Annotated in this window: 18 protein-coding genes, 1 other RNA gene and 3 pseudogenes; 10 read left to right on the forward strand and 12 right to left on the reverse strand. The window is 37.5% G+C overall.

The window, feature by feature from the left end; translation table 11 throughout:
* Positions 1-155 precede the first annotated feature (155 nt).
* A pseudogene (locus V4B17_RS04175) lies at positions 156-1,463 on the forward strand (amino acid permease).
* A 167-nt stretch (positions 1,464-1,630) separates the two neighbouring features.
* On the opposite strand, the gene ilvC reads toward V4B17_RS04175, so the two are convergent.
* The 10 genes from ilvC to V4B17_RS04225 form a co-directional block, all read right to left on the reverse strand.
* A complete protein-coding gene (gene ilvC / locus V4B17_RS04180) occupies positions 1,631-2,650 on the reverse strand; it encodes a ketol-acid reductoisomerase (RefSeq protein ID WP_455478955.1) in 1,020 nt (339 codons plus the stop codon).
* A 729-nt stretch (positions 2,651-3,379) separates the two neighbouring features.
* Entirely contained in the window at positions 3,380-4,114 is a 735-nt protein-coding gene (locus tag V4B17_RS04185) for a pyridoxine 5'-phosphate synthase (RefSeq protein WP_455478956.1), read from the reverse strand.
* 84 nt (positions 4,115-4,198) lie between these two features.
* Entirely contained in the window at positions 4,199-5,320 is a 1,122-nt protein-coding gene (locus V4B17_RS04190; protein WP_455478957.1) for an ATP-dependent DNA helicase, read from the reverse strand.
* A 370-nt stretch (positions 5,321-5,690) separates the two neighbouring features.
* Positions 5,691-7,490, reverse strand: a complete 1,800-nt coding sequence (locus V4B17_RS04195) for an acetolactate synthase 3 large subunit (RefSeq protein ID WP_455478958.1) — start codon at positions 7,488-7,490, stop codon at positions 5,691-5,693.
* A 226-nt stretch (positions 7,491-7,716) separates the two neighbouring features.
* Positions 7,717-8,604 carry a tRNA (adenosine(37)-N6)-dimethylallyltransferase MiaA gene (gene miaA / locus V4B17_RS04200; protein ID WP_455478959.1) on the reverse strand — a complete coding sequence of 296 codons (888 nt, stop codon included), beginning with the start codon at positions 8,602-8,604 and terminating at the stop codon, positions 7,717-7,719.
* 605 nt (positions 8,605-9,209) lie between these two features.
* Positions 9,210-10,703 (reverse strand): Do family serine endopeptidase, encoded by a 1,494-nt coding sequence (locus V4B17_RS04205; RefSeq protein ID WP_455478960.1) that lies wholly within the window; start codon positions 10,701-10,703, stop codon positions 9,210-9,212.
* 177 nt (positions 10,704-10,880) lie between these two features.
* Positions 10,881-11,816, reverse strand: a complete 936-nt coding sequence (gene hflC, locus V4B17_RS04210) for a protease modulator HflC (RefSeq protein ID WP_455478961.1) — start codon at positions 11,814-11,816, stop codon at positions 10,881-10,883.
* A 2-nt stretch (positions 11,817-11,818) separates the two neighbouring features.
* Positions 11,819-12,964, reverse strand: coding sequence for an FtsH protease activity modulator HflK (gene hflK, locus V4B17_RS04215; RefSeq protein WP_455478962.1), 1,146 nt, complete (start codon positions 12,962-12,964; stop codon positions 11,819-11,821).
* 137 nt (positions 12,965-13,101) lie between these two features.
* Positions 13,102-13,611, reverse strand: a complete 510-nt coding sequence (locus tag V4B17_RS04220) for a dihydrofolate reductase (protein ID WP_455478963.1) — start codon at positions 13,609-13,611, stop codon at positions 13,102-13,104.
* Positions 13,608-14,402, reverse strand: a complete 795-nt coding sequence (locus V4B17_RS04225) for a thymidylate synthase (RefSeq protein WP_455478964.1) — start codon at positions 14,400-14,402, stop codon at positions 13,608-13,610. Before V4B17_RS04225 ends, V4B17_RS04220 begins: the two co-directional genes overlap by 4 nt.
* Before the next feature lie 202 nt (positions 14,403-14,604).
* On the opposite strand from V4B17_RS04225, the gene V4B17_RS04230 reads away from it, so the two are divergent.
* Together V4B17_RS04230 and V4B17_RS04235 are read left to right on the forward strand one after the other, a co-directional pair.
* A complete protein-coding gene (locus V4B17_RS04230) occupies positions 14,605-15,909 on the forward strand; it encodes an MFS family transporter (RefSeq protein ID WP_455478965.1) in 1,305 nt (434 codons plus the stop codon).
* Between the two features lie 1,069 nt (positions 15,910-16,978).
* Positions 16,979-18,286 carry an MFS family transporter gene (locus tag V4B17_RS04235; RefSeq protein WP_455478966.1) on the forward strand — a complete coding sequence of 436 codons (1,308 nt, stop codon included), beginning with the start codon at positions 16,979-16,981 and terminating at the stop codon, positions 18,284-18,286.
* Positions 18,287-18,367: 81 nt separating this feature from the next.
* On the opposite strand, the gene V4B17_RS04240 is transcribed toward V4B17_RS04235, so the two are convergent.
* Entirely contained in the window at positions 18,368-18,673 is a 306-nt protein-coding gene (locus V4B17_RS04240; protein WP_455478967.1) for a DUF2853 family protein, read from the reverse strand.
* A gap of 95 nt (positions 18,674-18,768) precedes the next feature.
* Here V4B17_RS04240 and ssrA point away from each other — a divergent pair.
* From ssrA to V4B17_RS04265, 5 genes and pseudogenes are all read left to right on the forward strand, one after another.
* Positions 18,769-19,125, forward strand: a transfer-messenger RNA (tmRNA) gene (gene ssrA / locus V4B17_RS04245).
* A gap of 169 nt (positions 19,126-19,294) precedes the next feature.
* Entirely contained in the window at positions 19,295-19,840 is a 546-nt protein-coding gene (locus tag V4B17_RS04250; RefSeq protein WP_455478968.1) for an SspB family protein, read from the forward strand.
* A gap of 12 nt (positions 19,841-19,852) precedes the next feature.
* The gene (locus V4B17_RS04255; RefSeq protein ID WP_455478969.1) at positions 19,853-20,035 is read left to right on the forward strand and encodes a DUF4169 family protein; all 183 of its coding nucleotides are present in this window, start codon (positions 19,853-19,855) and stop codon (positions 20,033-20,035) included.
* 10 nt (positions 20,036-20,045) lie between these two features.
* Positions 20,046-20,297, forward strand: a complete 252-nt coding sequence (locus V4B17_RS04260) for a ribbon-helix-helix domain-containing protein (RefSeq protein ID WP_455478970.1) — start codon at positions 20,046-20,048, stop codon at positions 20,295-20,297.
* A gap of 120 nt (positions 20,298-20,417) precedes the next feature.
* Positions 20,418-22,762 (forward strand): annotated as a pseudogene (locus V4B17_RS04265) (ATP-dependent helicase).
* Between the two features lie 48 nt (positions 22,763-22,810).
* Here V4B17_RS04265 and V4B17_RS04270 read toward each other — a convergent pair.
* Positions 22,811-23,104: pseudogene (locus V4B17_RS04270) on the reverse strand (chloramphenicol acetyltransferase); the annotation flags it as partial.
* A 132-nt stretch (positions 23,105-23,236) separates the two neighbouring features.
* Here V4B17_RS04270 and V4B17_RS04275 point away from each other — a divergent pair.
* A complete protein-coding gene (locus V4B17_RS04275) occupies positions 23,237-23,818 on the forward strand; it encodes an SCO family protein (protein ID WP_455478971.1) in 582 nt (193 codons plus the stop codon).
* Positions 23,819-23,849: 31 nt separating this feature from the next.
* Complete coding sequence (locus tag V4B17_RS04280) at positions 23,850-24,719, forward strand: 50S ribosomal protein L11 methyltransferase (protein ID WP_455478972.1); 870 nt, start codon at positions 23,850-23,852, stop codon at positions 24,717-24,719.
* The last annotated feature ends 3 nt before the right edge of the window (positions 24,720-24,722 follow it).

The following is a 24,722-nucleotide window of genomic DNA, read 5'->3' on the forward strand; positions in this document are numbered from 1 at the left end:
CATATTCTTTTTCTTTGATTCGCATGGAATCATAAAAAATCTTTCTTTCCTTTATTCTTCATCCATATCATGATTGATGAGGAGAATTACCCTTTTTAAGGTAATTTTTATCTCATCATAATTAAAGGAAACCTCTTTTAAATGAGTTGTAAAAAATTAGAAAAAATCTAAGAAAATTGCAACGTGGACTAGATAATCGCCACATACAACTTATAGCCATTTGTAAAATTATTAAAACAGGCATTTTTATGGAGTCAGAAAAAAACAATTAGTACCAATGATTCTTCAATCTTATTAGTTTACGCTATTATTGGTTGTGCTATATACTTTGTAACACGTATTATGGGATAGCCACTACTTTCTTGATCTTTTATTGATTTTTCAACCGATCTTCTTGGTTCAAGTGTTGGATTTTTTATCGGCTAAACGTATTGGTTGTGCTGAACTGTAACTGAAATTGCCGAAATTATTGCTACTGTCAGCTATACACACTCTTGAGGGCCTGAACTCAATTCGTGAACTCCTACTCTCATAGATCTTCTGTCATTTTTAATATTCAACCTCAGAGCCGTAAAACTATTTAACGAATTTGAATTTTGGTTTTATCTTATCAAAATCCTAGCAATTTTAGTATTAATTATTGCAGGATTTTACATGATCTTTACTCGCTTTATATCCCTGAACAGCCTCATTACCTCCTTTGGCAATATATGGGACAGTAGAAATATCTTTTCTCGAGGCATTACAGCATTTTTGCAGGATTTCAAATTGTTATTTTTGCTTTTGTTGATCTCGAACTTGCTAGAACAGCTACAGCTGAAATAAAAGAACCATAAGAAGTTTTTCCAAAAGCTATCAACTCGATATCCATCCGCATTATTTTCCTTTATATTTTCTTTCTCATTATGACTATTATCCTGTCACTCCTTGGAACCAAATCATTACAGAAAAAAGCTCATTTGTAACGATGTATGCACTTATTGACACTCCAACTGCTGATGATTTGATGAACTTTGTTGTTCTAACAGCTACCACATCTTCAATCAATAGTGGTATTTTTTTCAAACAGCCGCATGATATCCAATCTCGCAACACAAAAGTGATCACCTAAATTTTTAGGAAAACTTTTTAGCAATCGCATTCCATCCAATGCATTACTCTTCCCTTATTTATGCATCTTATTAAGCTATGCAGTTTTATCTCTATCACCAGCAGTCATAGACGCTTTTACAATTATAAGCACAATCGCAAAAATTTTGTTTATATTTGTATGGTTTATAATTTTGATCAGCTATATTTGTCCATCGTCGCAAATGTCCTCTCCAACATGCCGTATCTCCTTATAAAATCCTGTAGATATTTTTATGCGTATGGAATCTTTTAATCTTCTTTACATTCACTATTTATTTGTTGTCATTAGAATGAATGATACTGCAATAGCTCTAAAATACATCCTAGTGTAATTTACCTTTTTTAAAATTGTATACTTTATTTTCGGAAAAAAGAGTTTGCAAATACAAAAATCCGGGGAATAAGGCCTATATATGAAAGGCACATCAAAAAGGGTAACTTTAGGTACCCTTTTTATGAACAAAGCATAAGAGCTTTTTGCATAGAAATTTTTATGACTTTAATTACGCTCTCTATCAACCAAAGCGTCAGACTTTATCCAAGGCATCATAGAGCGGAGTTTTTTGCCAACTTCTTCGATAGGATGATGGCCATTTAAACGCCGCATACCTTTAAAATGAGCTGCACCGGCCTTATACTCTTGAATCCAATTTGACGTAAATTTACCCGTCTGAATATCCTTCAAAATACGCTTCATTTCTGCTTTTGTTTCATCAGTAATCACGCGTGGACCAGACATATATTCGCCCCATTCAGCCGTATTGGAAATCGAATAATTCATATTTGCAATGCCACCTTCATAGATAAGATCGACAACCAATTTAACCTCATGTAAACACTCAAAATAAGCCATTTCTGGCGCATAACCTGCTTCCGTTAGTGTTTCATAACCTGCGCGAATAAGCTCAACAAGACCACCACAAAGAACAGCTTGTTCACCAAAAAGATCAGTTTCGCACTCTTCTTTAAATGTTGTTTCAATCATCCCAGCACGTCCACCACCAAGACCACACGCATAAGATAATGCTACATCACGAGCATGCCCTGAAGCATCTTGTGCAATCGCAATTAAGCAAGGAACACCACGACCACATTGGTATTCATTACGCACTGTATGACCTGGACCTTTCGGAGCAATCATCACGACATCAACTGTTTTTTTAGGTTCAATTAAGCCGAAATGAATACTCAAACCATGGGCAAAAGCAATCACTGCCCCGTCACGTAAATGATCATGAATATGCTCTTTATAGATATCAGCCTGCAATTCATCTGGTGTTGCCATCATAATGAGGTCTGCCCATTTTGCTGCTTCAGCAACACTAACAACCATAAAACCATCCACAGCAGCCTTTTTAGCTGTTTCCGATCCTGAACGCAGAGCAATTTGAATCTTTTGAACTCCAGAATCTTTTAAATTTAAAGCATGGGCACGCCCTTGTGAACCATAACCAACAATAGCTACTTTTTTTTCTTTAATCAAATTAACGTTCGCATCACGATCATAACAAACACGCATGAAAATACTTCCTTATATTTATACTCAAACTGAATTTAAATTTTTTATTGAAGAAAAAATCCACCCCCTAACACACCTCGCACACCATGAACAACCACACCATTATTCATAAAAACATGACATCTAAATAATCTCTAGAGTTTAAGTCTTCTACACAAAAATACAATCCAAACCTTCCCCAAAAATATTCAGATCAAAAATAGACCTCAACCGCTACTCTACAAAAACGAAGCATTATACACAACAACATTGCCAAAAAAATACACACTCTAAAATTCTGCTTTTCTTCGCATGATAAACTCTTGCATTCTGGACACCATATGGCCTTTCGGCATGAACTAAATTAAAGTGGATAGCAAAAAAAATTACAAAATGAGCATAGTATTTCTATACACTCTAACGTGAAGATTTAAATTCACATTTATAACTATAAAAAACATCACTCATACAAAGCTCTATACAACTTTTTGATAAAAATAATATCTGCAAAATCTTATTTTTATCTCTCATTTAAAGAGCACATGGGAAAATTTTAACCAAAAGAATCTTCATAATCGAGAGTATGAAGATAAAAAATTTATGTTTTAAACAACATATAGTGAGCTATAAATCAATATATAACCAACAAAGTGGTGCTATTTATTTTATCATACGCAAACTTATTCTTTTGCAACAAAACTAATAGAGCTTTATAAGACATCATCCGCAAAATTTAATAAAGAACAAAAGTTAAGACAACAGCCCAACAAAACGTTGCACAGTCTCATGCATTCCATATTCTAATGCATCAGCAATAAGCCCATGACCAATAGAAACTTCATCAAGCCAAGGAACACGATTGACAAGAGCGGGAAGATTAGCAATCGTCAAATCGTGACCTGCATTAACACCTAACTGCAGCTCTTTGGCTTTTTTTGCCACTAAAGTAAGTTTATTCAACTCTTGTTCCTGCTTTGTCTTATCTTTGAATGCCCCTCCATAAGAGCCAGTATAAAATTCCACACGATCAGCGCCAATTGCTTTAGCAATGTCGAGACCATCTACAAGAGGATTAGCAAATAACGACACACGAATTTTTCTTTTTTTCAAGCGCTGAATAATGGGTGCCAAAAATTCTGCATCACGAACGAAATCCCAACCATGATCAGAAGTTGATTGAGCTGGATCATCCGGAACAAGGGTAATCTGATCAGCATATTTTTCTGCCAAATCCAAAAATGTATCGCTTGGATAACCTTCAATATTAAATTCAGCAGTAGGAAAAAAGCTGTTAATTAAACTGCGTATATCCGGCAAATCAGCAAAACGAATATGCCGCTCATCTGGACGCGGATGAACTGTCAAACCAGCCGCCCCAGCTGTAAGTGCGATATGCCCAACATTTTTAATATTTGGCCATGGAAGATTACGGCGATTACGCAAAACAGCAACAGCATTGAGATTAACCGAAAGTTTTATTGCCATATACATCCCTATTTACATATATATTTTAAAAGACAGAAAAAATACATTCCCCAGCATAATTTCAAACAATAAAAATATTTTTCTCTATCGAACAATCATCAAACGCTCTGCCGCACGTGTAATTCCGGTATAAAGCCAGCGCGCATACATATCACGAAATGCAAAACCTTCGTCAAATAAAACCACATTGTCCCATTGGGATCCCTGCGCTTTATGAACAGTTAGTGCATATCCATAATCAAAATCATCATATCTTTTTTTTAATTGCCATGAAATATCATTATCAGGATTTTCAAATGATGCTTTTAAAAGCTTGATCTTCACCACTCCACGTTCATTCTCTTCAGACTTAACGAGAAGATTAACACCCGGTTTAACAGTTTCCTTCTGTGAAGTGAGAACTTTCCATAAAGAGCCATTTAACAAACCTTTAACGGGATCATTGCGCAAGCACACAAGCTTGTCTCCTGCTTGCGGATAATTTGCTGTAAACCCCTTCAACTCACGCAAACGTTTATTATAAAGATAACGTGTTCGATTAATCCCTACCAAAAGCTGATCAGCTTCTAAAATAAATTGTTTCTCAACCTCTTTACGTGTAACAACGCGCACTGTCCCATAATCACCATAAGCAATATCGCGTCCTTCACGCACATTCATAGCTAAACGAACAATCGGATTATCCCGCGCTTGTCGGTGAATTTTTGAGAGAAGAAAATCTGGCGCACCATTAGAAAAAAAACCACCTCCTGAAATGGGAGGCAACTGACCTGGATCACCAAGAACGAGAATTGGCGTCCGAAAACTCATTAAGTCATGCGCTAATTGTTCATCTACCATCGAACACTCATCGACAATAATGAGTTTGGCTTGTGCAGCTGTACTCTTCCGATTTAATGCAAATGTCGGCGCAATAAACTTCTTTCCGGTAACTTCATCGGAAACTTCTTCTTCCCCACGCAGACAATAAATCAGCGAATGAATAGTACAAGCATTGCTTGCACCTTTAGAGCGCAAAACCTGAGCTGCTTTGCCTGTAAACGCCGCAAATTGGACAGAACCATCAACTGTTTCCGCAAAATAACGTGCAAGCGTTGTCTTTCCCGTCCCCGCATAACCAAAGAGGCGAAAAAGTGGAGAATACCCCTCTTTCAACCATGCAGCAACAGCCTTCAATGCATTGTCCTGTTCCGGTGAAAATTGCATAATTTATCAAAATAAGATTCGCATAAAAAGAGCAAGAACTATTGCGAAATAGTCCTCATTATTGAGGACTTTTCAATAGATTGGCCACCACTTTTAAAGCAAATCCCAAGCATCATATAATAACTGTCGAATAAAATATTTCCACAACCTAAATCTTGCATTTACACAAAACTCGTATCAGATGTTTTAATCAAACCTCATTTTCGTTGAACAAAACACTCTATTCTAAAGGAACAACAATACGAACAACTAAATTAAGAATATGAAGTAATCTCAAAAAACTGCACATGATCTCTACTAAATCATTTTCAAAATGAAGAAGTGAAATAAAGGCAAAATTTAAATTCATGTTATCGCAATTACAAACGCCTTATACAAAACACTGTCCTCCAGCAGGAACAGCATTTGCAACTGCTTCATCATTAGCCTCATCAGGCAACAGCATATCATTGTGCGCACATCCAGATGGGATCATTGGAAAACAATTTTCTAAATTATCAACACGGCAATCGAAGAGAACTGGCTTATCACAGTCAATCATTTGCTGAATTTTATCATCAAGTTCGTCTGGTTTTGAACAACAGATACCAACGGCTCCATAAGCTTCTGCCAATTTCACAAAATCAGGCATCGACTCCGTATAAGAATGAGAAAGACGATTGCCATGCAACAATTGCTGCCACTGTCGAACCATACCCATATACCGATTATTTAAAATAAAAATTTTCACTGGAGCATTATGCTGTATCGCCGTTGCAAGCTCTTGAATATTCATCTGAATTGAAGCATCACCAGAAATACACAAAACAAGTGCATCAGGATGTGCGATTTGAACACCAATAGCAGCAGGCAAACCATAACCCATAGTTCCAAGACCACCAGAAGTCATCCAATGATTTTGTTCATCAAAACGATAATATTGTGCTGCCCACATCTGATGCTGTCCAACATCTGTTGTTACATAAGCACGTGCATCTTTAGTAAGAGCATAAAGTCGTTCAAGAGCATATTGCGGCATAATAACATCTTTTTTCTCCGCATATGCCAACGAATTACGGGCTCTCCAGCGATTAATTTGCGTCCACCATGCCTCACGAACTTCACCGTTAAACGCTAATTGCTGTATTTTTAAGAGTTGCATCATATCTCCCAAAACACAAGCCACATCACCAATAAGAGGCACTTCTACTTTTACGATTTTATTGATGGAGGAAGGATCAATATCAATATGGATAATACGTGCATGAGGTGCAAACGAATCCAGTCGCCCAGTGATACGATCATCAAAGCGCGCCCCAACGGCCAACATAACATCACAATCATGCATAGCCATATTAGCTTCATAAGTCCCATGCATCCCAAGCATTCCAAGCCAATTTTTGCCAGAAGCAGGATAAACACCAAGCCCCATGAGTGTTGACGTAATGGGAAAATTACCAAGTTGAACAAAATCACGCAAAAGCCTTACAGCTTCAGAACCTGATGAAATAACACCACCACCAGAATAAATAACAGGACGCTTTGCTCCTGCTAAGAGAGAAACCGCTTCTCCAATAGCCTGTGTATTCCCTCTCGGTTTTGAATAAGAACGCATAAACGTCGGCACTCGAGGTGCTCTATAAATCCCTGCAGAAAATTGAACATCTTTTGGAATATCAACCAAAACTGGTCCAGGACGTCCCAATTGAGCAATAAAGAAGGCCTCATGAATGATCACCGCAAGATCATTTACATCTTTAACCAAACAATTATATTTTGTACAAGACTTTGTAATACCAACCGTATCAGCTTCTTGAAAGCCACCTGTTCCAATCACTGTTGTCGGTACTTGACCAGAAAAACAAACAAGAGGGATAGAGTCCATGAGCGCATCTTGAAGAGGTGTCACAGCATTAGTTGCACCCGGGCCAGAAGTCACCAGCATAACTCCTACCTTCCCTGTGCTTCGTGCATATCCCTCAGCAGCATGCCCTGCTGCTTGTTCATGACGCACCAAAATATGCTGAAGTGAGTCTTGTTGATAAATAACATCAAAAATAGGGAGAACAGCCCCACCAGGATAACCAAAGAGATGTTTAACCCCTTGATCAATAAGAGCCTGCACCACCATTTCAGCTCCAGACATTATTTTTCCGTCCGCACTCTCTTTTTCTCTTAGATGATTTACCATTTTCCCCTCTCGCCCATCTATAGCACAATAAAAAAAGGCTCCCAAAAGAGCCCATTACACGCAAAGATATGCACCGTATAATTATCCCCTCATTCAAACGCACGACATACCGTAAGAAAGATATTCCTTGTTGGGAAGACATTAATTTCATCAATGCTACCCGTCAATCAAAAATTATCTTTTAAAAAATTTTCCATCCCAAATGCTCTCTTTCTTTTAAAATTTTCTACAGCTCTTCATCTGAAAAAATGGGTATCCATTCCTCGTCAAATTGATGACGAAACCACGTCATTTGCCTTTTTGCATACCTCCTCGTTTGTGTTTTTGCTATTTCAAGAGCATCCTCAAAACTTTTACATCCGTCCAAATAATCCATAAATTCACGCAAACCAATAGCTTTCATCGCCGGCAACAGAGGAGAAAGCATAAGATTTTTCATAGCAAATACTTCTTTTAAAACCCCTCTTTCAATCATAGCGTCCAACCGCTTATGAATACGTTCATAAAGCTGTTGACGTGTTGGAAGAAGAAGAATTTTTTCTGCACAATCTGACGAAACCAGAGGAGGCGTTTTTTTCTTCTGCCACCAACTAAGCTTTTTACCAGTTGCCTCATAAACTTCTAGAGCACGAACAATACGTTGACCATCTTGCAAAGAAATTTTCTCAGCAAGAACGGCATCAATCTGCAACAATTGGCGGTAAAGGCCTTCAGCACCCTCTTTATCAAGCAAAAGCCGCCATTTCTGCCGCACAGTATCTGGAATATGAGGTATTTCCGAAAGTCCTTCTAAAAGAGCACGAAAATAAAGTCCCGTTCCACCAACAAAAATAAGTGATTTTGACGTGAATGCAGTTAAAAGCTCTCCAACATCACATAACCACTGTCCCACTGAATAATGAAGAGTCGGACTCACATAGCCATAAAGATAGTGTGGAACGATCGCAATATCAGACTCTGTAGGCCGTGCTGTTAAGATATTTAAAACCTCATAAACCTGCATTGAATCGGTATTAACGATGAAAGCATTTTTTTCTTGAGCCATTTGTAAAGCAAGCGCTGACTTACCACTTGCCGTAGGCCCCGCTATCAACGTAATCTCTCTCTTTGTCATGAATGGATCTCCCCTATGTCTATCCAATACCAACGTATCACAACACACATGACAAATCTCAAAGAAGCTTTATTTTACCTACATTGCCATAGAATGAATTCTTCAAAAAAACGCGAGCAAGATCTCTACGCCTAATACAGAAAAAGTGCTTATGATAGTTTTAATTCCTTAGAAGAATAAAAAATGAATACAATAACAATGTTAAAAGGCCTTAAAAGCATTTATTTCTGCTATTATTATTCAACAATAAAACACAACCACCAAAGCCCTTTCAGATAGAAAACTATAAAATAACATACTTTTTGCAATCGCATGGAAAAATAACACTTAGCCTATCGCATGTAATCAAACAGCTCTATTTTTTTACATTAAAATTGGTGGCTCTCCGATTCACAGTAAGTGACTGAAAATTACTTCCTTTAAACTCCTATTTTTCTTGCAGCCGCTTCTTTTTCACCGGCTACGAAGTAAAATACAGTAATGCCCACAGCGTACGGGTTCTTATGTTAATCTTCCTATTGCAATATAAGAGCAAACCACCACCTCTTGCACACTTTGAATAGCGATAACAAAAACACAAATAACTCAACACGCATTCAAGAATATCAATCCATTGGAATTGTCACGAGTCGCAACTCTCCATTTGGCCGAGCAACAATGAAGAGGGCATTTTTACGCCCAGCCTCACGTAACTTATGAATACGTTTCTTAGCCTCATCAATGGTTGTAATGGAACTTTGATTGATATCAACAACCACTTCACCAATGCGAATACGCTTTTTATCCGCAGCACTATTTTTTGCAACAGATGTCACCACCAACCCCCGAACTTTATCCGTAATTGAATAGAGATGCCGCAAATCAGTTGTAAGCTCTGATAATGTCATTCCCATAAATTGCATTATCACGCTTTTTGATAGAGCACCGCCTTTTTCATCATCGACTTCTTCTACTGTATTTTCATTTGCATCTGTCTCAACCAAACGTCCAAGCTTAACTTTTACTGTTTTTTCTTGTCCATTCCGAAAAACAGTGACATCCACCACTTTTCCTTCCGGACTTTCTGCTACTAAACGCGGCAAATCACGTGCATGCTTAATTTTTGCATTCCCAAAGAGAAGAATAACATCTCCAATTTGCAGCTGACTATTATCCACATTCGCCTGTTCTATTTTACCAGCAACCAGTGCTCCCACAGCTTCTTCTAGTTTTAGACTTTTTGCAACATCTTCTGTTACCGGTTGAATACGAATAGCTAACCAACCGCGTCTTATTTCTCCAAAATCACGCAACTGATTAATCACGGAGAGAGCCATATCTGATGGTATAGCAAAACCAATACCGATAGACCCACCAGAAGGCGAAATAATCGCTGTATTAATACCAATCACCTTACCATTTCTATCAAATAACGGACCACCAGAATTGCCCCGGTTAATCGCAGCATCTGTCTGAATAAAATTATCATAAGGACCGGCATTAAGATCACGATTACGTGCAGAAATAATACCAACCGTTACACTACCACCAAAACCATAAGGGTTACCAATAGCCATAACCCAATCACCAATACGTGCCCTTTCTGAGTCACCAAAACGTACAGCTTTTAATTTCTTACTCCCAGCATCCACTTGAAGAAGTGCCAAATCAGTCTTGCTATCCTTTCCAAGCAACTTTGCCTTTAGTTTTGTACCATCAGTAAAATTAACTTCAATATCATCAGCATCAACGATAACATGGTAATTTGTAACAATAAGCCCTCTTTGCGCATCAATCACAAAACCAGAGCCCAAAGAACGAATTTTTTGAAATTGACTATCTTTTTGACCATCTTTTGGTGTAAAAAAATCACTAAAATATTCTTGCAACAATGAATCTTTTGGTATGGTGGGCACAGAAATATGCTCGTCCTGTTCGGTTCCATCAACAGTCTGTGCTATGGAAATATTCACAACCGTCTCCAAAAGTTTAGCGGCCAAATCAGGAACGGAAAGTGGCGTAGTTTCAGATACTTCTTCTAGAGACCAACAACTCATTGTCCCCGAAAAAAACAAAACTACACCGATGGTAGCTCCTATAGCAAAGCGCTTCAGAGACATATCTTTATCCCTAATATTTTACCCATAACCTGCCTTTGATAAATACTACCAAAGGCGTTACTAAATTCATTCCCGCGAAGTTATTATGGCTTTCAAGACGCTATACCGCCTTTATCATATAAGGAAGCAATCACGAATTATCTCACAAAAAGCTCAAACTGCAATCCATCACCCTATCTACTCTCCTACGGATTTCTTATCCGTATTATTAAGACCAGTATTCATCGTCGGTGAGAATTCTCTATTTGCTTGTGGCGAATTACGAAAATAGAAAAAGAAATCCTCATGTGGTGAAATCACCATCGGAGTACGCTCTAAATTCTTGTATTGCTCCATAGCTAACCAAAAATCGTAAAAAGACGGATTAGCTTCCCGCGCATTCAATAAAAGGCGAATACTTTCAGCCTGACCTTCACCACGAGTAATTTCAGCATCACGCTTTGCAGCTGCTACAATTTCTTCATATTCACGATTAGCTTCCGCTACAATACGATCCCGTTCCTGTTGGCCACGAGCACGAATATTTTCCGCAGCAGCTTCACGCTCAGCTGCCATTTGCCGATAAACATCTTCTGAGACAGCATCAGTTAAATCAGTTTTACGAATACGCACATCAACAATGGCAATGCCCAAAGAACCAGCATCTACAGAAAACTGCTTCTGCACTTCAGCCATCATCGCTCCTCGTTCATCCGATAAAGCTGCTTTAAATTCTCGCTTCCCATAAACGGCACGCAAAGCATCGATAAAACGCGGCGCGAGATTTTCACGAGCAGCAATTTGCGGACGCCCAGAAGAAATGCGCTGCAAAAATAACTTAGGATCTGTAATACGATAAATAAAGAACGCATCAACTTCATAATATGCACCACCACGAACCTGTACAGATTGTGTAGGAACATCATAACGCAACAACCGATTATCAATAATAATCATCTTATCTATAAAAGGTGCCTTCAAATAGATCCCTGGATTAGATTCCACCTGAACAATCTGTCCAAAACGCTTAATTGCCACCTGTTGACGAGGATAGACGATAAAAATAGACATCCACAAAATCATCAAAACAAGCACTATAGCACTCAAAACAAACAAAAAACGAGACTGTTGCATAATTAATGTCCTCCAGAAATGCGAGAATCCAAAGGCGATGCAGGACGCGCTGATGTTGCCTTCATTTCTTCTAATGAATTGCTACGTAACAATTCGTTTAGAGGCAAATAGGGCACCGCTGGAGAATTTGCCTGATCAAGAACCAACTTATTTGGTGAAGAAAGAATACGCCCCATTGTTTCCATATAAAGACGATAGCGCGCAGCCTTTGGTGAAACTGCAGCCTCACGAGCTATATCTTGAAAACGCTCCGCACGCCCTGTTGCCTCTTCAACCATTTGTGCCTTCTCACCCTTTGCAATTTCCCGTGTGCGTGAAGCTTCACCATTTGCCAAACCAATCTTCGCAAAACGCACACGATTCCCTTCTTCAATCATTCGACCACGTTCCTGCTCTGCTTGCTGAACAGAATTAAACGCAGCAGCAACCTTTGTAGGAGGAGCAGCCTCACTGATAGACACACGGCTTATTTCCACACCAAGTTGATATTTATCTACAGTCAACTGAATAATCTTTCTGACATCACTAGCAACTTCTTCTTTCTTGTCACGCAAAACATCATCAACTGGTCGAGAACCAATGACCTCACGCATTGCACTCTCAGCAACTTGACGAACTGTCCCTTCTTGATCATTCACATTAAATAAAAACTGACCGGGGTATGAAATTCGATAGTAAACGGAAAAATTAACATTAACGATATTTTGATCACTTGAAAGCATTAAACCATCACTTTGTTGTGCCTGACCACGCTTCCCACCAATCATGATTGTTTTTTCCGTTAAAGGGACTTTCATATAGGTCTCAATTGGCCAAAAATGAAAATGTAAACCATCGCTGATGATTCCCTCTTTAGGAACGCCAAAACGTAACTCCACAGCCTGTTCATTTTGCTGAACAATATAAATTGATTGGTACAGCCAAAAAAAAGCAGCAAGCAGAAGTAATAAAACAGAAAGCCCGCTCCTACTAAATTGTTTAAACTGATCTTGCCCTTTACGCAAAATATCATCAAGATTGGGACTATTATCACCACCGTTATTGCCACCAGAACCAAAGAAATTCTTAGCTGGTTTCTTTTTATCACCACCAAGTTTGCTTTTATCACCACTCCACGGGCTACCACCATTTTGATTTGTCCAGGGCATCCTCACCTCTTTAATTAACTACCACTACTCAAATATCAACCATTCGCTTGATCTTATAGGGTACCTCTTACCTCATTACAACACAACTGACATACTCTTTCCACTTTAATCACAAACGATTATTTTATCACAAACAATTATTTTCGTTCATAAACTACAAAACGTGTAGGATGGCTATCTTTCTCCCCTTCTGGAATATATTGTGTTTGCACAATAATCCACTTCTCTTTATCAAGAACAGGAAAAAAACTATCACCTTCAATGGAATCCAAAATTTCTGTAAGGAATATTTTATCAGCAATATTCAACCCTTGTTGAAAAATTTCGCCGCCACCAATAATAAAAACTGCATCTGCTCCATTTTGAGAAGCCACCTTTTTTGCGACGGCACAAGCTTGAGACAAAGAGTAAACAATAACGACACCTTCAGCCGTGAATGCACGATTGCGGGTAATGACGATATTTGTACGCCCTGGCAAAAGACGTCCAAGAGAATCCCAAGTTTTTCGCCCCATAATGACGGGTTTACCAAAAGTCAAAGCCTTAAAGCGCTGCAAATCCGTCGACAAATGCCAAGGCATTGCACCTTCACGACCGATAACACCATTTTTTGCAACAGCTGCAATTAAACAAACTGGAAAAGTCATACTGCTACCGGTGCCTTGATATGTGGCTGTGCTTCATAATTAAGCAATTCAAAATCCTCAAATTTGAAAGAAAAAAGATCTGTTACCGCTGGGTTTATAATCATCGACGGCAAAGCATTTGGTATACGAGACAACTGGAATCTTGCCTGTTCAAAATGGTTACAATAAAGATGTGCATCGCCGAGAGTATGAATAAAATCACCTGCTTTAAGCCCACTTACTTGGGCAATCATCATCGTCAACAACGCATAGGAAGCAATATTAAATGGAATACCTAAAAAAATATCCGCTGAACGCTGATAAAGCTGACACGATAATTTACCATTAGCAACATAGAACTGAAAAAAACAATGACAAGGTGGCAAAGCCATCTTCTCTGTCAAAGCCGGATTCCAAGCAGATACAATCAAGCGACGAGAATCTGGCGTTTCTTTAATCATAGTTAAAAGATTACTGATTTGATCGATATGACATCCATCAAGAGCTGGCCAAGAACGCCACTGGTAACCATAAATAGGACCAAGATTACCTTTTTCATCAGCCCACTCATCCCAAATTGACACCCCATGTTCTTTCAACCATGCAATATTTGTATCGCCTCTCAAAAACCACAAAAGTTCATAAATTATCGAACGCAAATGCAACTTTTTCGTTGTCAAGAGAGGAAATCCCGCCTGTAAATCAAACCGCATCTGATACCCAAAAATCGATCGCACCCCAACACCCGTCCGATCTGAACGATCAACACCCTCATTTAGAACATGGAATAAAAGATCAAGATAAGTTTTCATATAAACATTATGACCGATTCTACCCATTACAGGAAAAGAAAAATAGCAAAATGCATAAAAATACAGCCCAAACCCACTAAAAGGGCATCCTACACAAGAAATTGGCATTGTAAAATTAAAATTTTGATGACGCAAAAAATAAAACACTGTAAACAACTTCAAAACCAAGTAAACAGATCTGAACACACAAAGGGATAGCTTTATGGCAAATCAAACATTAGCACCCCATGATACAAGAAAACGTATCTGGTCTATCGTGTCCAGTGCATCAGGTAATCTAGTAGAATGGTATGATTTTTATGTTTATTCCTTTACGTCCATTTACTTTGCATCACAATTCTTTCCTTCAGATGGCAATGTTATTACGCAACTTTTAATGGCCGCTGGTGTCTTTGCTATTGGGTTTCTTATGCGTCCAATCGGGGGATGGCTTTTTGGCTTCATTGCCGATCGTTATGGCCGCAAACGCTCAATGCTTATCTCTGTTTTTATGATGTGTGGTGGTTCATTTTTAATCGCCCTACTTCCCACCTATGAAACCATTGGAGTAACAGCAGCAGTTCTTTTACTTTTACTCCGAATGCTTCAGGGACTTTCTGTCGGTGGTGAATATGGTACGATAGCAACTTATATGAGTGAAATTGCCTTAAAAAATCGCCGCGGTTTCTTTAGCTCCTTCCAATACACCACACTGATTGGCGGTCAACTTCTAGCCAGTCTCGTTATATTTATTCTAGCACTTTACCTCACCGAAGATCAACTAAAAGCATGGGGATGGCGTATTCCATTTGCCATTGGTGGACTAGGAGCAATTGTTGCGATTTATCTACGCCGCACACTCCACGAGACAACGACAAAAGAGGGTCGTTCTAGTACACAAGCTGGTAGTATTAGTGGACTTCTGAGTAACCACCGCAAAGCTTTTTTTCTAGTTATCGGCTTTACCGCCGGAGGATCACTCACATTCTACACTTATACGACTTATATGCAGAAATATCTGATCACAACCACCGGCTTTGATAAACATACCGCAACAACTATAATGACTGCTGCACTCTTTATTTTCATGTTACTTCAACCTGCATTTGGCTTTCTGGCTGATAAAATTGGAACAAGAACTTCACTCCTCATTTGGAGTGCACTCTCTACCCTCTTTACTATTCCTGGACTTAATATGATTGGTAGCACTAATAATACGTGGATTGCTTTATCAGTCGTTATTGGAATGCTCTGTATTATGAGCTTTTATACATCCATCTCTGGCATTGTAAAATCAGAAATGTTTCCCGCTTCGGTGCGGGCGATCGGAGTTGGACTCTCTTATGCTGTTGCCAACGCACTGTTTGGCGGTTCTGCTGAATATGTCGCACTTGGATTAAAAGAGCTTGGATGTGAATCTGCTTTCTATTTTTATATAACCGGTATGATGATTATTGCATTCATTGCAGTTCTCTTAATGCCCGATGCCCGAAAAGAGGGCTATCTTCAAGGTGACGATATTCATTAACTTTTTATGTTAATCAAAAAAGCTTGGAACATCGGGATTTTTTATGCCTGTCGTATAGAAAGCGAATATTTGCAACCTTCCCTCCTCTCGTATCATAAAGAAGCAATACTCTCTTTGTGAAAAGCGCTAAAAAGTAAATTGCTTTCTATTACTACAAATATGTCATTTTATGCTTCTGCAAAACATAACCTTTAAGATCAAAAAATATTTAACTATTGTAACAAGTATCACCTTTAAAAAGCATTCGCTCTTTCTATTAAAATCAAAGAAAAAAGGATTTTTTTCAAAAAAAATTAACCTTTATTAAAAATCATCCCCCTTCCATAATAAAAATTACATGCTCCACATTTTGGAAAATTATTTTTGTAACAGTAGGTTAAGTGTAAAATAAAATAAATAACAACAGCACCCTCAGCTGTAAACATGTGGAATTGTGGATCATCACAAAACGGATGTGCATAATAAACCTTACTTGAGAAAAAAATCTTGTTTCATCTCATAAACGTATTATAGATTAACATCTTCAAATATTGCAAATTTATCAATAAATATCAAGAATTTCACAAATAAATATGATAATGATATTTTAAAAATAGCAAAAATTACCTAAACGTAGGAGTATTAAACTTTATACTTCCATATATTTATTGAAAATAACAATAAAATTATGATTTAATTAACCACATAATTTTATTACTATATTTAAAATAAGTTTAAAAATTGTATTATAATTAAAGTAACTACATAATTTATTATTATAAAAAATAGAAATTAAATTATAATTTTATTAAAATACTATATGTTTATGTATTATTTATATAATAATAATTAATATTATTAAATAATAAATAAAAACTAAAATATATATTACATACTAATATTATAATTATATTAAATTACTGAAATAAACTCATAAAAATATATAAATTTATAATAAAAATCATTGTTATTAAATAGTTTTTATAAAAAATTATCACTTTAGAATTAATTTTTTTATGATATAGAATACAAACTATAGTAGACTTTAAATAAAAAAATATAAACTACATATTTAAAAGGAGAGCACTTCATGAAAAACGAAGCAATATTAAAACCAAATGATACAAGAAAACGTATCTTTGCTATCATATCCAGTGCATCAGGAAATTTAGTAGAATGGTATGATTTTTACGCTTACTCATTTACGTCAATTTATTTTGCTTCGCAATTTTTTCCTACAGATAAAGATCCCATTACGCAGCTGTTAAAAGTCGCAGGAATATTTTTTATTGGCTTTCTTATGCGCCCGATTGGAGCATGGCTCTTTGGCTTTATTGCTGACCGTTATGGACGTAAACGCTCAATGCTTATTTCTGTTTTTATGATGTGTGGTGGTTCATTCCTCATTGCCGTACTCCCTACTTACGAAACTCTAGGAATAACAGCAGCGTTTCTTCTACTTTTAATCCGTATGTTTCAAGGACTTTCAGTTGGCGGTGAATATGGTACAACCGCAACTTATATGAGTGAAGTTGCTCTTAAAAATCGACGTGGGCTCTTTGCTTCCTTCCAGTATGCTACAACGATTACAGGTCAACTTCTCGCCAGCCTCACCATATTTATTTTAGCACTTTACCTTACTGAAAATCAGTTAAAAGCATGGGGATGGCGTATTCCTTTTTTAATTGGTGGCTTTGGAGCAATGATTGCAATTTATCTGCGTCGTTCGCTGCATGAAACAACGACCAAAGAAAGCCGCTCTCAAAAACACACTGGGAGTCTTAAAGAGATTTTACGCAATCATAAAAAAGCTTTCTTTTTGATTGTTGGTTTTACAGCTGGAGGATCTCTGACATTTTATACCTACACCACTTACATGCAAAAATATCTGATCACAACCACCGGTTTTGATAAACAGACTGGCACAACAATAATGACTGCTGCACTCCTTATTTTTGTGTTACTACAGCCCTTATTTGGTTCTCTAGCCGATAAAATTGGAGCAAGAACTTCGCTCATCATGTGGAGTACCTTATCCATCATCTGTACAATTCCTACACTAAAAGCAATTGGTAGCACTAACAGTGCATGGGTTGCGCTATTAATTATTATTGGAATGCTCTGTATTATGAGTTTTTATACCTCTATTGCTGGTATTATAAAAGCAGAACTGTTCCCTACTTCAATCCGAGCAGTCGGAGTTGGGTTTTCTTTTGCCATAGGGAATGCGCTGTTTGGTGGTTCTGCTGAAACTGTAGCATTTGCATTAAAAAGTATAGGACATGAAACTATCTTCTTCTTTTATATAACCGGTATGATGATCATTGCACTCATCTCAATTCTCTTGATGCCGGATATAGACAAAGGAGGATACCTTAAAGATAATGATGTCTATTAAGTTTTCTACATAAAAATAAAAAAAGCCCAAATTATTGGGCTTTTTTATAATTATTGAGCAAAAATTTAATTTTAAAATTGTTTAAATTTTATCAAGTGCGTCTAATTGTTTGGCTAGCAAATAATAGAAAGTCATACGACTTTTTCTGCGATCTCCAGACATCATTTCCGCAACTTTTGCAACAGCGGCTTTAGCGCTCTGCTCATCAGCAACTAATACATCTTGAACCCATTTTTCAACACGTTCTAATTCTTTTGGATCCGATGTAGCAACAAGTGATGCATCCTGCTTTTTCATCACCAAAGCTAAACGATGACGAAGTCTTTCTATTGCAGCTTCATCGGGATTTGAATCGTACAATTTAATATCTTCTAAATCATTTGTCATTCTACAACATTTCCTCTCCAAAAATCAGCAGCTGTATTTTACAATCGCATTATCTAGTTTCATAAATAACTAGAGGATTAAAAATATTAACAAGCCCCCTTTTACAAAGATTGTTTTTCATCTATATTTAAAGGGCTGGCTTGCCAGCTATGGTAATAAATGGACAATGAAATAAACTCATTGGACCCGGGGGCAGTACCCGGCGCCTCCACCAAAATATAACAAATAAAAGTTATATTTTGGTGGGGGCGAAATAGGATCGACAAGGGCGTAAAGATTGCTCTTTTACTCGGTATAGTACCACCGTTATCGGACTAAATGAGTAGTTGCAAATGACAACTATGCGGAAGCACGTCTCGCTGCTTAATGCGGTGCGAATGTTTCAAATTAAGCCTTAAACCATCGCAGGTTTAAGCGGGGTTCGAAGGCACCTGGCAACAGAAGCCTTCACTTTTGTGAGTATTATTGATTGATCTTTCAGACACTATTTGTCATAAGATTTCGTGTTTTTCTCAATTAATGAGGTGCATTGTAAAAAAATATTGCTACCCTAGAAAAACATTTCATCGCACAATATTATGTATGCTCATCTACTGTGTGAAATAAAAGGAATAAATTTCGATGATTCAAGATCAAATCCGTTACGATATTCTCGTTCAGGATGCGCTCCGTGGGGTTATCCGTAAGGTTTTATCGGAAGTTTCCAAAGCAGGACTTCCAGGCAATCACCATTTTTTTATTACTTTTTTGACAAATGGGTCAGGAGTAAAAATTTCTACTCGACTTAAAAACCGTTATCCAGAACAAATGACAATTGTATTACAACATCAATTTAGAGATTTAAGTGTATCAGAGACTGCTTTTGAAGTGACATTATCTTTTAGAGAAATTAGCGAAAGATTAGTAATTCCTTTCACATCTATCCAAGTATTTTATGACCCTGTAGCAGCATTTGAAGCAGCATTTGACCTACCATCAAACTTTACTTCTGGAGAAAGTAAAAATTCAGGCAATACCTCACTCACACCTATCACTCTATCAGACAAACAAAAAAAAGAGAATACACTCAAAAAAGAACAAAATCTTAGTACAAATGAGGAACCTTCAAACAGTGATACTAAACAAAGTGCTGACGTTGTCTCATTAGATTCTTTTCGGAAAAAATAAATAAACTTTCTCATGATTGAACCGATTAACCTTCGCCGATTTCGAAAACAAAAAAAGCGTGCAGAAAAAGCTGTTCGTGCAGAAGAAAATCGCTATCATTTTGGACGAACAAAAGCTGGAAAACTTTTTGAGCAAAAAGAATCTTTAAAAGCACAAAATTTTCTTGATCAAAATCGTTTGTGGTACAACGAGTAAGAGCAGAGAAATGCACGAAAATAATTCCATCGATTGGTCAAAAATGATTCCACGAAAAATATCTGTTCGAATTGATGGTCACGCAACGAGTGTATCTCTGGAACAACCATTTTTAGACATTCTCAAAGCCATAGCGCGCAAAAAAGGGCAATCTTTAGCCTTTATTATCACCGATATTGACAGCAAAAGACCACAACAAGTAAATCTCTCAGCTTCGTTACGCGTTTATGTACTTCAAAGTGTTCTCACCCAAGACCTTTAATATCCGTTTTTATTTTTTGCAATCTCTGTCTTCTTATTCAATTGAGGGTTTTATGGTGATTTTAAGAAAAGTTTTTTAGACCTAGCGCTCAAATGAAAAAAATACTACAAAAAAGGTGTAATGAGTAATTTTCACGATCACATACCGTTCTTTGAAGAATATCCTCTCTCTCCATAAGCATGAAAATATCTCTAGGTTCAATAGCTGCATAACAGCAAAAGAAAAAATGCAATATGATTTCAAATGATGCCGATTATTTAGAAAAGCTTAATCTAGAACAACGACAGGCCGTCATAAATACAGAAGGACCTCTTTTGGTTCTTGCGGGTGCAGGTACTGGAAAAACGCGCGTTTTAACGACCCGTATTTCTCACATTTTGCGCTCCGGTCTTGCCTCTCCTCAGCAAATACTTGCTGTAACATTCACCAACAAAGCGGCACGTGAAATGAAAACGCGTATTGCTGAACTTATGGGTGAAATTGTTGAAGGCATGCCTTGGCTTGGAACCTTTCATTCCACCGGTGCTAAGATTTTGCGCCGCCACGCAGAACTTGTTGGCTTAAAAAGCAACTTTACAATTCTTGATAGCGATGATGTCCTTCGTCTTTTAAAACAGCTTATTCAAGCTGAAGGCTTGGATGATAAGCGTTGGCCAGCACGAAGCTTCGCCATAATGATTGATTCCTGGAAAAATCAAGGACTTTCACCAGAACACATTTCAGAAAGTGATGCCTATTCCTTCGGAAATGGCATGGGGCGAGAACTTTACCGTAGCTATCAGAGAAGATTAAAAAGTCTTAATGCCTGTGATTTTGGTGATCTTTTACTTCATTCTATCTCTCTCTTCCAACACAATCCAGATATTCTCAGCAAATATCATTCCAAATTCCGCTATATTCTTGTCGATGAATATCAAGATACAAATGCAGCACAATATCTTTGGCTTCGTCTTTTGGCACAACAATCAAAAGGACAACATGTCAACCTTTGTTGTGTTGGCGATGATGACCAATCTATTTACGGGTGGCGTGGCGCTAAAATTGACAACATATTGTGTTTTGAAAAAGATTTTCCTCCTGCAAAAATTATTCGTCTAGAACGCAATTATCGCTCCACATCCCACATTCTCAAAACCGCTTCTCATCTCATTTCTCATAATCAAGGAAGACTTGGAAAAACACTTTTTTCTGATCAAACAAATAATGAAGAAGAAAAAGTAAAAATTCATGCAGCATGGGATTCACAAGAGGAGGCACGCGCCATCGGAGAAGAAATTGAACAGCTACAAAAAATCGGTCATTCATTAAATCACATAGCTATACTGGTGCGCGCATCATTCCAGATGCGTGAATTTGAAGATCGCTTTGTAACACTTGGTCTTAATTACCGCGTCATTGGTGGTCCACGCTTTTATGAACGAATGGAAATACGTGATGCCATAGCTTATTTACGCGTTGTTGTTCAACCAGCTGATGATTTGGCTTTTGAACGCATTATCAACACACCTAAACGTGGTTTAGGAGATGCAACCTTACGCACCCTTTATGAAAGTGCACGTGCACGCTCTATTCCTCTCTTTTCTTCTGCTGCTGAAATAATTGAAACGGACGAGCTAAAACCAAAAGCACGCAGTGCTTTACGAAGCATTGTAGAAAGTTTTCGCCGCTGGCAAAATATGCTGCAACACACCCCCCATAGGGAGCTTACCGAAATAATCCTTGATGATTCAGGCTATACAGCTATGTGGCTAGAAGATCGCTCACCAGAATCACCAACGCGACTAGAAAATCTTAAAGAAATGGTCCGCTCTATGGAACAGTTTGAAAGTCTTCATAGCTTTTTAGAACATGTTTCACTGGTTATGGATGCTGAAAATAACGAAAATACCGATGCGGTCAATATCATGACTCTTCATTCAGCCAAGGGGCTTGAATTTAAAACAGTTTTTCTTCCTGGTTGGGAAGAAGGACTTTTTCCCCATCAGCGCTCATTAGATGAAGGAGGTCGTTCGGGTTTAGAAGAAGAACGCAGACTAGCCTATGTAGGACTAACAAGAGCAAAAAAACATCTGCATATATGGTTTGTATCCAATCGAAGAATTCATGGACTTTGGCAAGCTACACTTCCCTCGCGTTTTCTTAATGAATTACCACAAGAACATATAGAATTAGTAGAAATGGCAACACCTTATAGTGGTTATGGGAAATCGTACTTTAAACATCAAAATTCCTTTTATAATGATTATTCGAAATCAGGATGGAAACGTACACAAAAAAACATTGAAGGAAAAGTGATTACACAATCAGTATCTGAGATTCCTTCAAACTTTTCAATCAATGATCGGATTTTTCACATAAAATTTGGTTATGGTCATATTTCCGCAATAGACGGCCATAAATTAACTATTATGTTTGAGAAAGCTGGAGAAAAACGCGTGCTCGACAGTTTTGTAAACAAAGCTTAGCACAAGCATAATGGAACCAAACCACAAAACAAAAAATATTTTTTCATTATAACGAAAATATTTATTAAGATGATAAGTTATTTTATACGTTGAAAGGCGTTCCATGGGATGCTCTAGCGCATTTACAAAAACATGAGATGCAATAAAATAAAAACGTCCAATATTGCTGTAAATATCCTTACTGTTACGCTCAAAATAAGAAAAATCTCCAACCATCACATCGCGCAAAACCACCCGCTTATTGATTTTCACATAGCGTCTCAATTTACAACCTTATAGCCGTGCTGTCGTATGAATACGAGGATCACTGTCATGAAATCGAAGATCTTTATCTCCATCCATTCATCTTCCACAAATTATTTTTCCATAAATAAAAAGACAGACTAGGTAAATAAAATCAATCATGAAACATGAGATTGCAAAGTTAACCAGCCAATGTTACAATTCTCCGATCTATTTAAGAGAGTCTAAACTATGAAAAATGTAATACGCATCTTGGGGCTGACGGTCATATTTCTTGCAGGCATTTTTATTTATGATACACTAAAAAATAAGCCTTTAGGTGATAATTTTACACTCACCGATTCCAATGGAAAAACTGTTACCGAAGCTGATATTCGGAGCAAGCCTTCAGTAATTTTTTTTGGCTTCACTATGTGTCCTGAAAGTTGCCCTACAACACTGATCAATCTTGATCGATGGCTTACAGCTCTTGGCTCCAATGCCGATAAATTGGGAATATGGTTTGTTACTGTTGACCCTGAACGTGATACACCAGAAGTGCTCCATGAATATCTCCGTAATTTTAACAATAAAATCATTGGTATCAGTGGAGATCCTGATAAAGTTCATAAAATGGTAGATTCTTTTAACATCGTTGCTGAAAAAGTTCCTGGAACAGATGGAAACTATACATATAACCATACAGCAGCAATTTTTTTACTCAAAAAAGGTGGAAAATTAGCTGGCGTTATTCCTTATGAAATTAAAGAAGATAACGAGGAACTAAGAGATGATATTGCCATTGAACGGCTAAAAAAACTCGTCTCGAATTAAATTTAAGAGCTGATTTAAGAGAAAAAACAGCATGTCGCAGCAGGTTCGTTTGTATTGTACTATCTTCAAAAACGAAGCAGAGCAATTGTACACACTTATGGAAACAGCCTTTGATGAAGAGGGGTATCCTCTTGCTCTTGCAGAGATAGATGAAAAAAATTCTATATATGAACTTTCACTTTATGTAGACCAAGAAAGCCAAGAGATTGCTTCAAAACGCTTTGCACACATTTTTTCTATAAATTATGATAAAATTAACAGTGAAATCTTACCCAATATTGATTGGGTTAAACAAAGCCTTGAAGGACTAAAACCTGTGCATGCTGGGCCTTTTTTTCTTCATGGAAGCCATAATAGAAGCGACATTCCATCCAGTGTATTGCCTATTGAAATTGAAGCAAATCAAGCCTTTGGTACAGGACATCATGGAACAACAGCTGGTTGTTTAGAAATGATTGCCAAAGTGATAAAACACGAAAATCCCCAAAATGCACTTGATCTTGGTACCGGCAGTGGAGTATTGGCCATCGGCATTGCAATGCTCAAATCTATTTCTGTGCTTGCATCTGATATTGATCCAGTTGCTATTCAAGTCACGCAACATAATATCCAACTCAATGGCGTGAAAAAATATATCACAGCAGTCACAGCAACAGGTTTTTCTCATAATGAAATTGCTTCACGGGCGCCCTTTGATCTCATTGTTGCTAATATTCTTGCCAATCCTCTGATCGAACTTGCACAAGAAATGGTAAAAGCACTCCAAAAGGGCGGATCACTCATACTCTCTGGAATCCTTGAAGAACAACATGCAGATATTCTAAAGGCTTATGCAAAACAAGGGCTGAAGCACATTGAAACATACCACCGTCAAGGATGGGTTACGATACATCTAAAATGAAAA

It is taken from the genome of Bartonella sp. B23 (assembly GCF_053793815.1).

Excerpts from the sequence above, each read along its gene's own strand:
- V4B17_RS04225 (WP_455478964.1), bottom strand. The coding sequence starts at position 14,402 with ATGAAAACTTATCTTGATCTTTTATTCCATGTTCTAAATGAGGGTGTT.
- ilvC (WP_455478955.1), bottom strand. The coding sequence starts at position 2,650 with ATGCGTGTTTGTTATGATCGTGATGCGAACGTTAATTTGATTAAAGAA.
- hflK (WP_455478962.1), bottom strand. The coding sequence starts at position 12,964 with ATGCCCTGGACAAATCAAAATGGTGGTAGCCCGTGGAGTGGTGATAAA.
- V4B17_RS04205 (WP_455478960.1), bottom strand. The coding sequence starts at position 10,703 with ATGTCTCTGAAGCGCTTTGCTATAGGAGCTACCATCGGTGTAGTTTTG.
- V4B17_RS04240 (WP_455478967.1), bottom strand. The coding sequence starts at position 18,673 with ATGACAAATGATTTAGAAGATATTAAATTGTACGATTCAAATCCCGAT.
- V4B17_RS04190 (WP_455478957.1), bottom strand. The coding sequence starts at position 5,320 with ATGCAATTTTCACCGGAACAGGACAATGCATTGAAGGCTGTTGCTGCA.
- miaA (WP_455478959.1), bottom strand. The coding sequence starts at position 8,604 with ATGACAAAGAGAGAGATTACGTTGATAGCGGGGCCTACGGCAAGTGGT.
- V4B17_RS04220 (WP_455478963.1), bottom strand. The coding sequence starts at position 13,611 with ATGACTTTTCCAGTTTGTTTAATTGCAGCTGTTGCAAAAAATGGTGTT.
- V4B17_RS04185 (WP_455478956.1), bottom strand. The coding sequence starts at position 4,114 with ATGGCAATAAAACTTTCGGTTAATCTCAATGCTGTTGCTGTTTTGCGT.
- V4B17_RS04250 (WP_455478968.1), top strand. The coding sequence starts at position 19,295 with ATGATTCAAGATCAAATCCGTTACGATATTCTCGTTCAGGATGCGCTC.
- V4B17_RS04255 (WP_455478969.1), top strand. The coding sequence starts at position 19,853 with ATGATTGAACCGATTAACCTTCGCCGATTTCGAAAACAAAAAAAGCGT.
- V4B17_RS04195 (WP_455478958.1), bottom strand. The coding sequence starts at position 7,490 with ATGGTAAATCATCTAAGAGAAAAAGAGAGTGCGGACGGAAAAATAATG.
- V4B17_RS04230 (WP_455478965.1), top strand. The coding sequence starts at position 14,605 with ATGGCAAATCAAACATTAGCACCCCATGATACAAGAAAACGTATCTGG.
- V4B17_RS04275 (WP_455478971.1), top strand. The coding sequence starts at position 23,237 with ATGAAAAATGTAATACGCATCTTGGGGCTGACGGTCATATTTCTTGCA.
- V4B17_RS04235 (WP_455478966.1), top strand. The coding sequence starts at position 16,979 with ATGAAAAACGAAGCAATATTAAAACCAAATGATACAAGAAAACGTATC.
- V4B17_RS04280 (WP_455478972.1), top strand. The coding sequence starts at position 23,850 with ATGTCGCAGCAGGTTCGTTTGTATTGTACTATCTTCAAAAACGAAGCA.
- V4B17_RS04260 (WP_455478970.1), top strand. The coding sequence starts at position 20,046 with ATGCACGAAAATAATTCCATCGATTGGTCAAAAATGATTCCACGAAAA.
- hflC (WP_455478961.1), bottom strand. The coding sequence starts at position 11,816 with ATGCAACAGTCTCGTTTTTTGTTTGTTTTGAGTGCTATAGTGCTTGTT.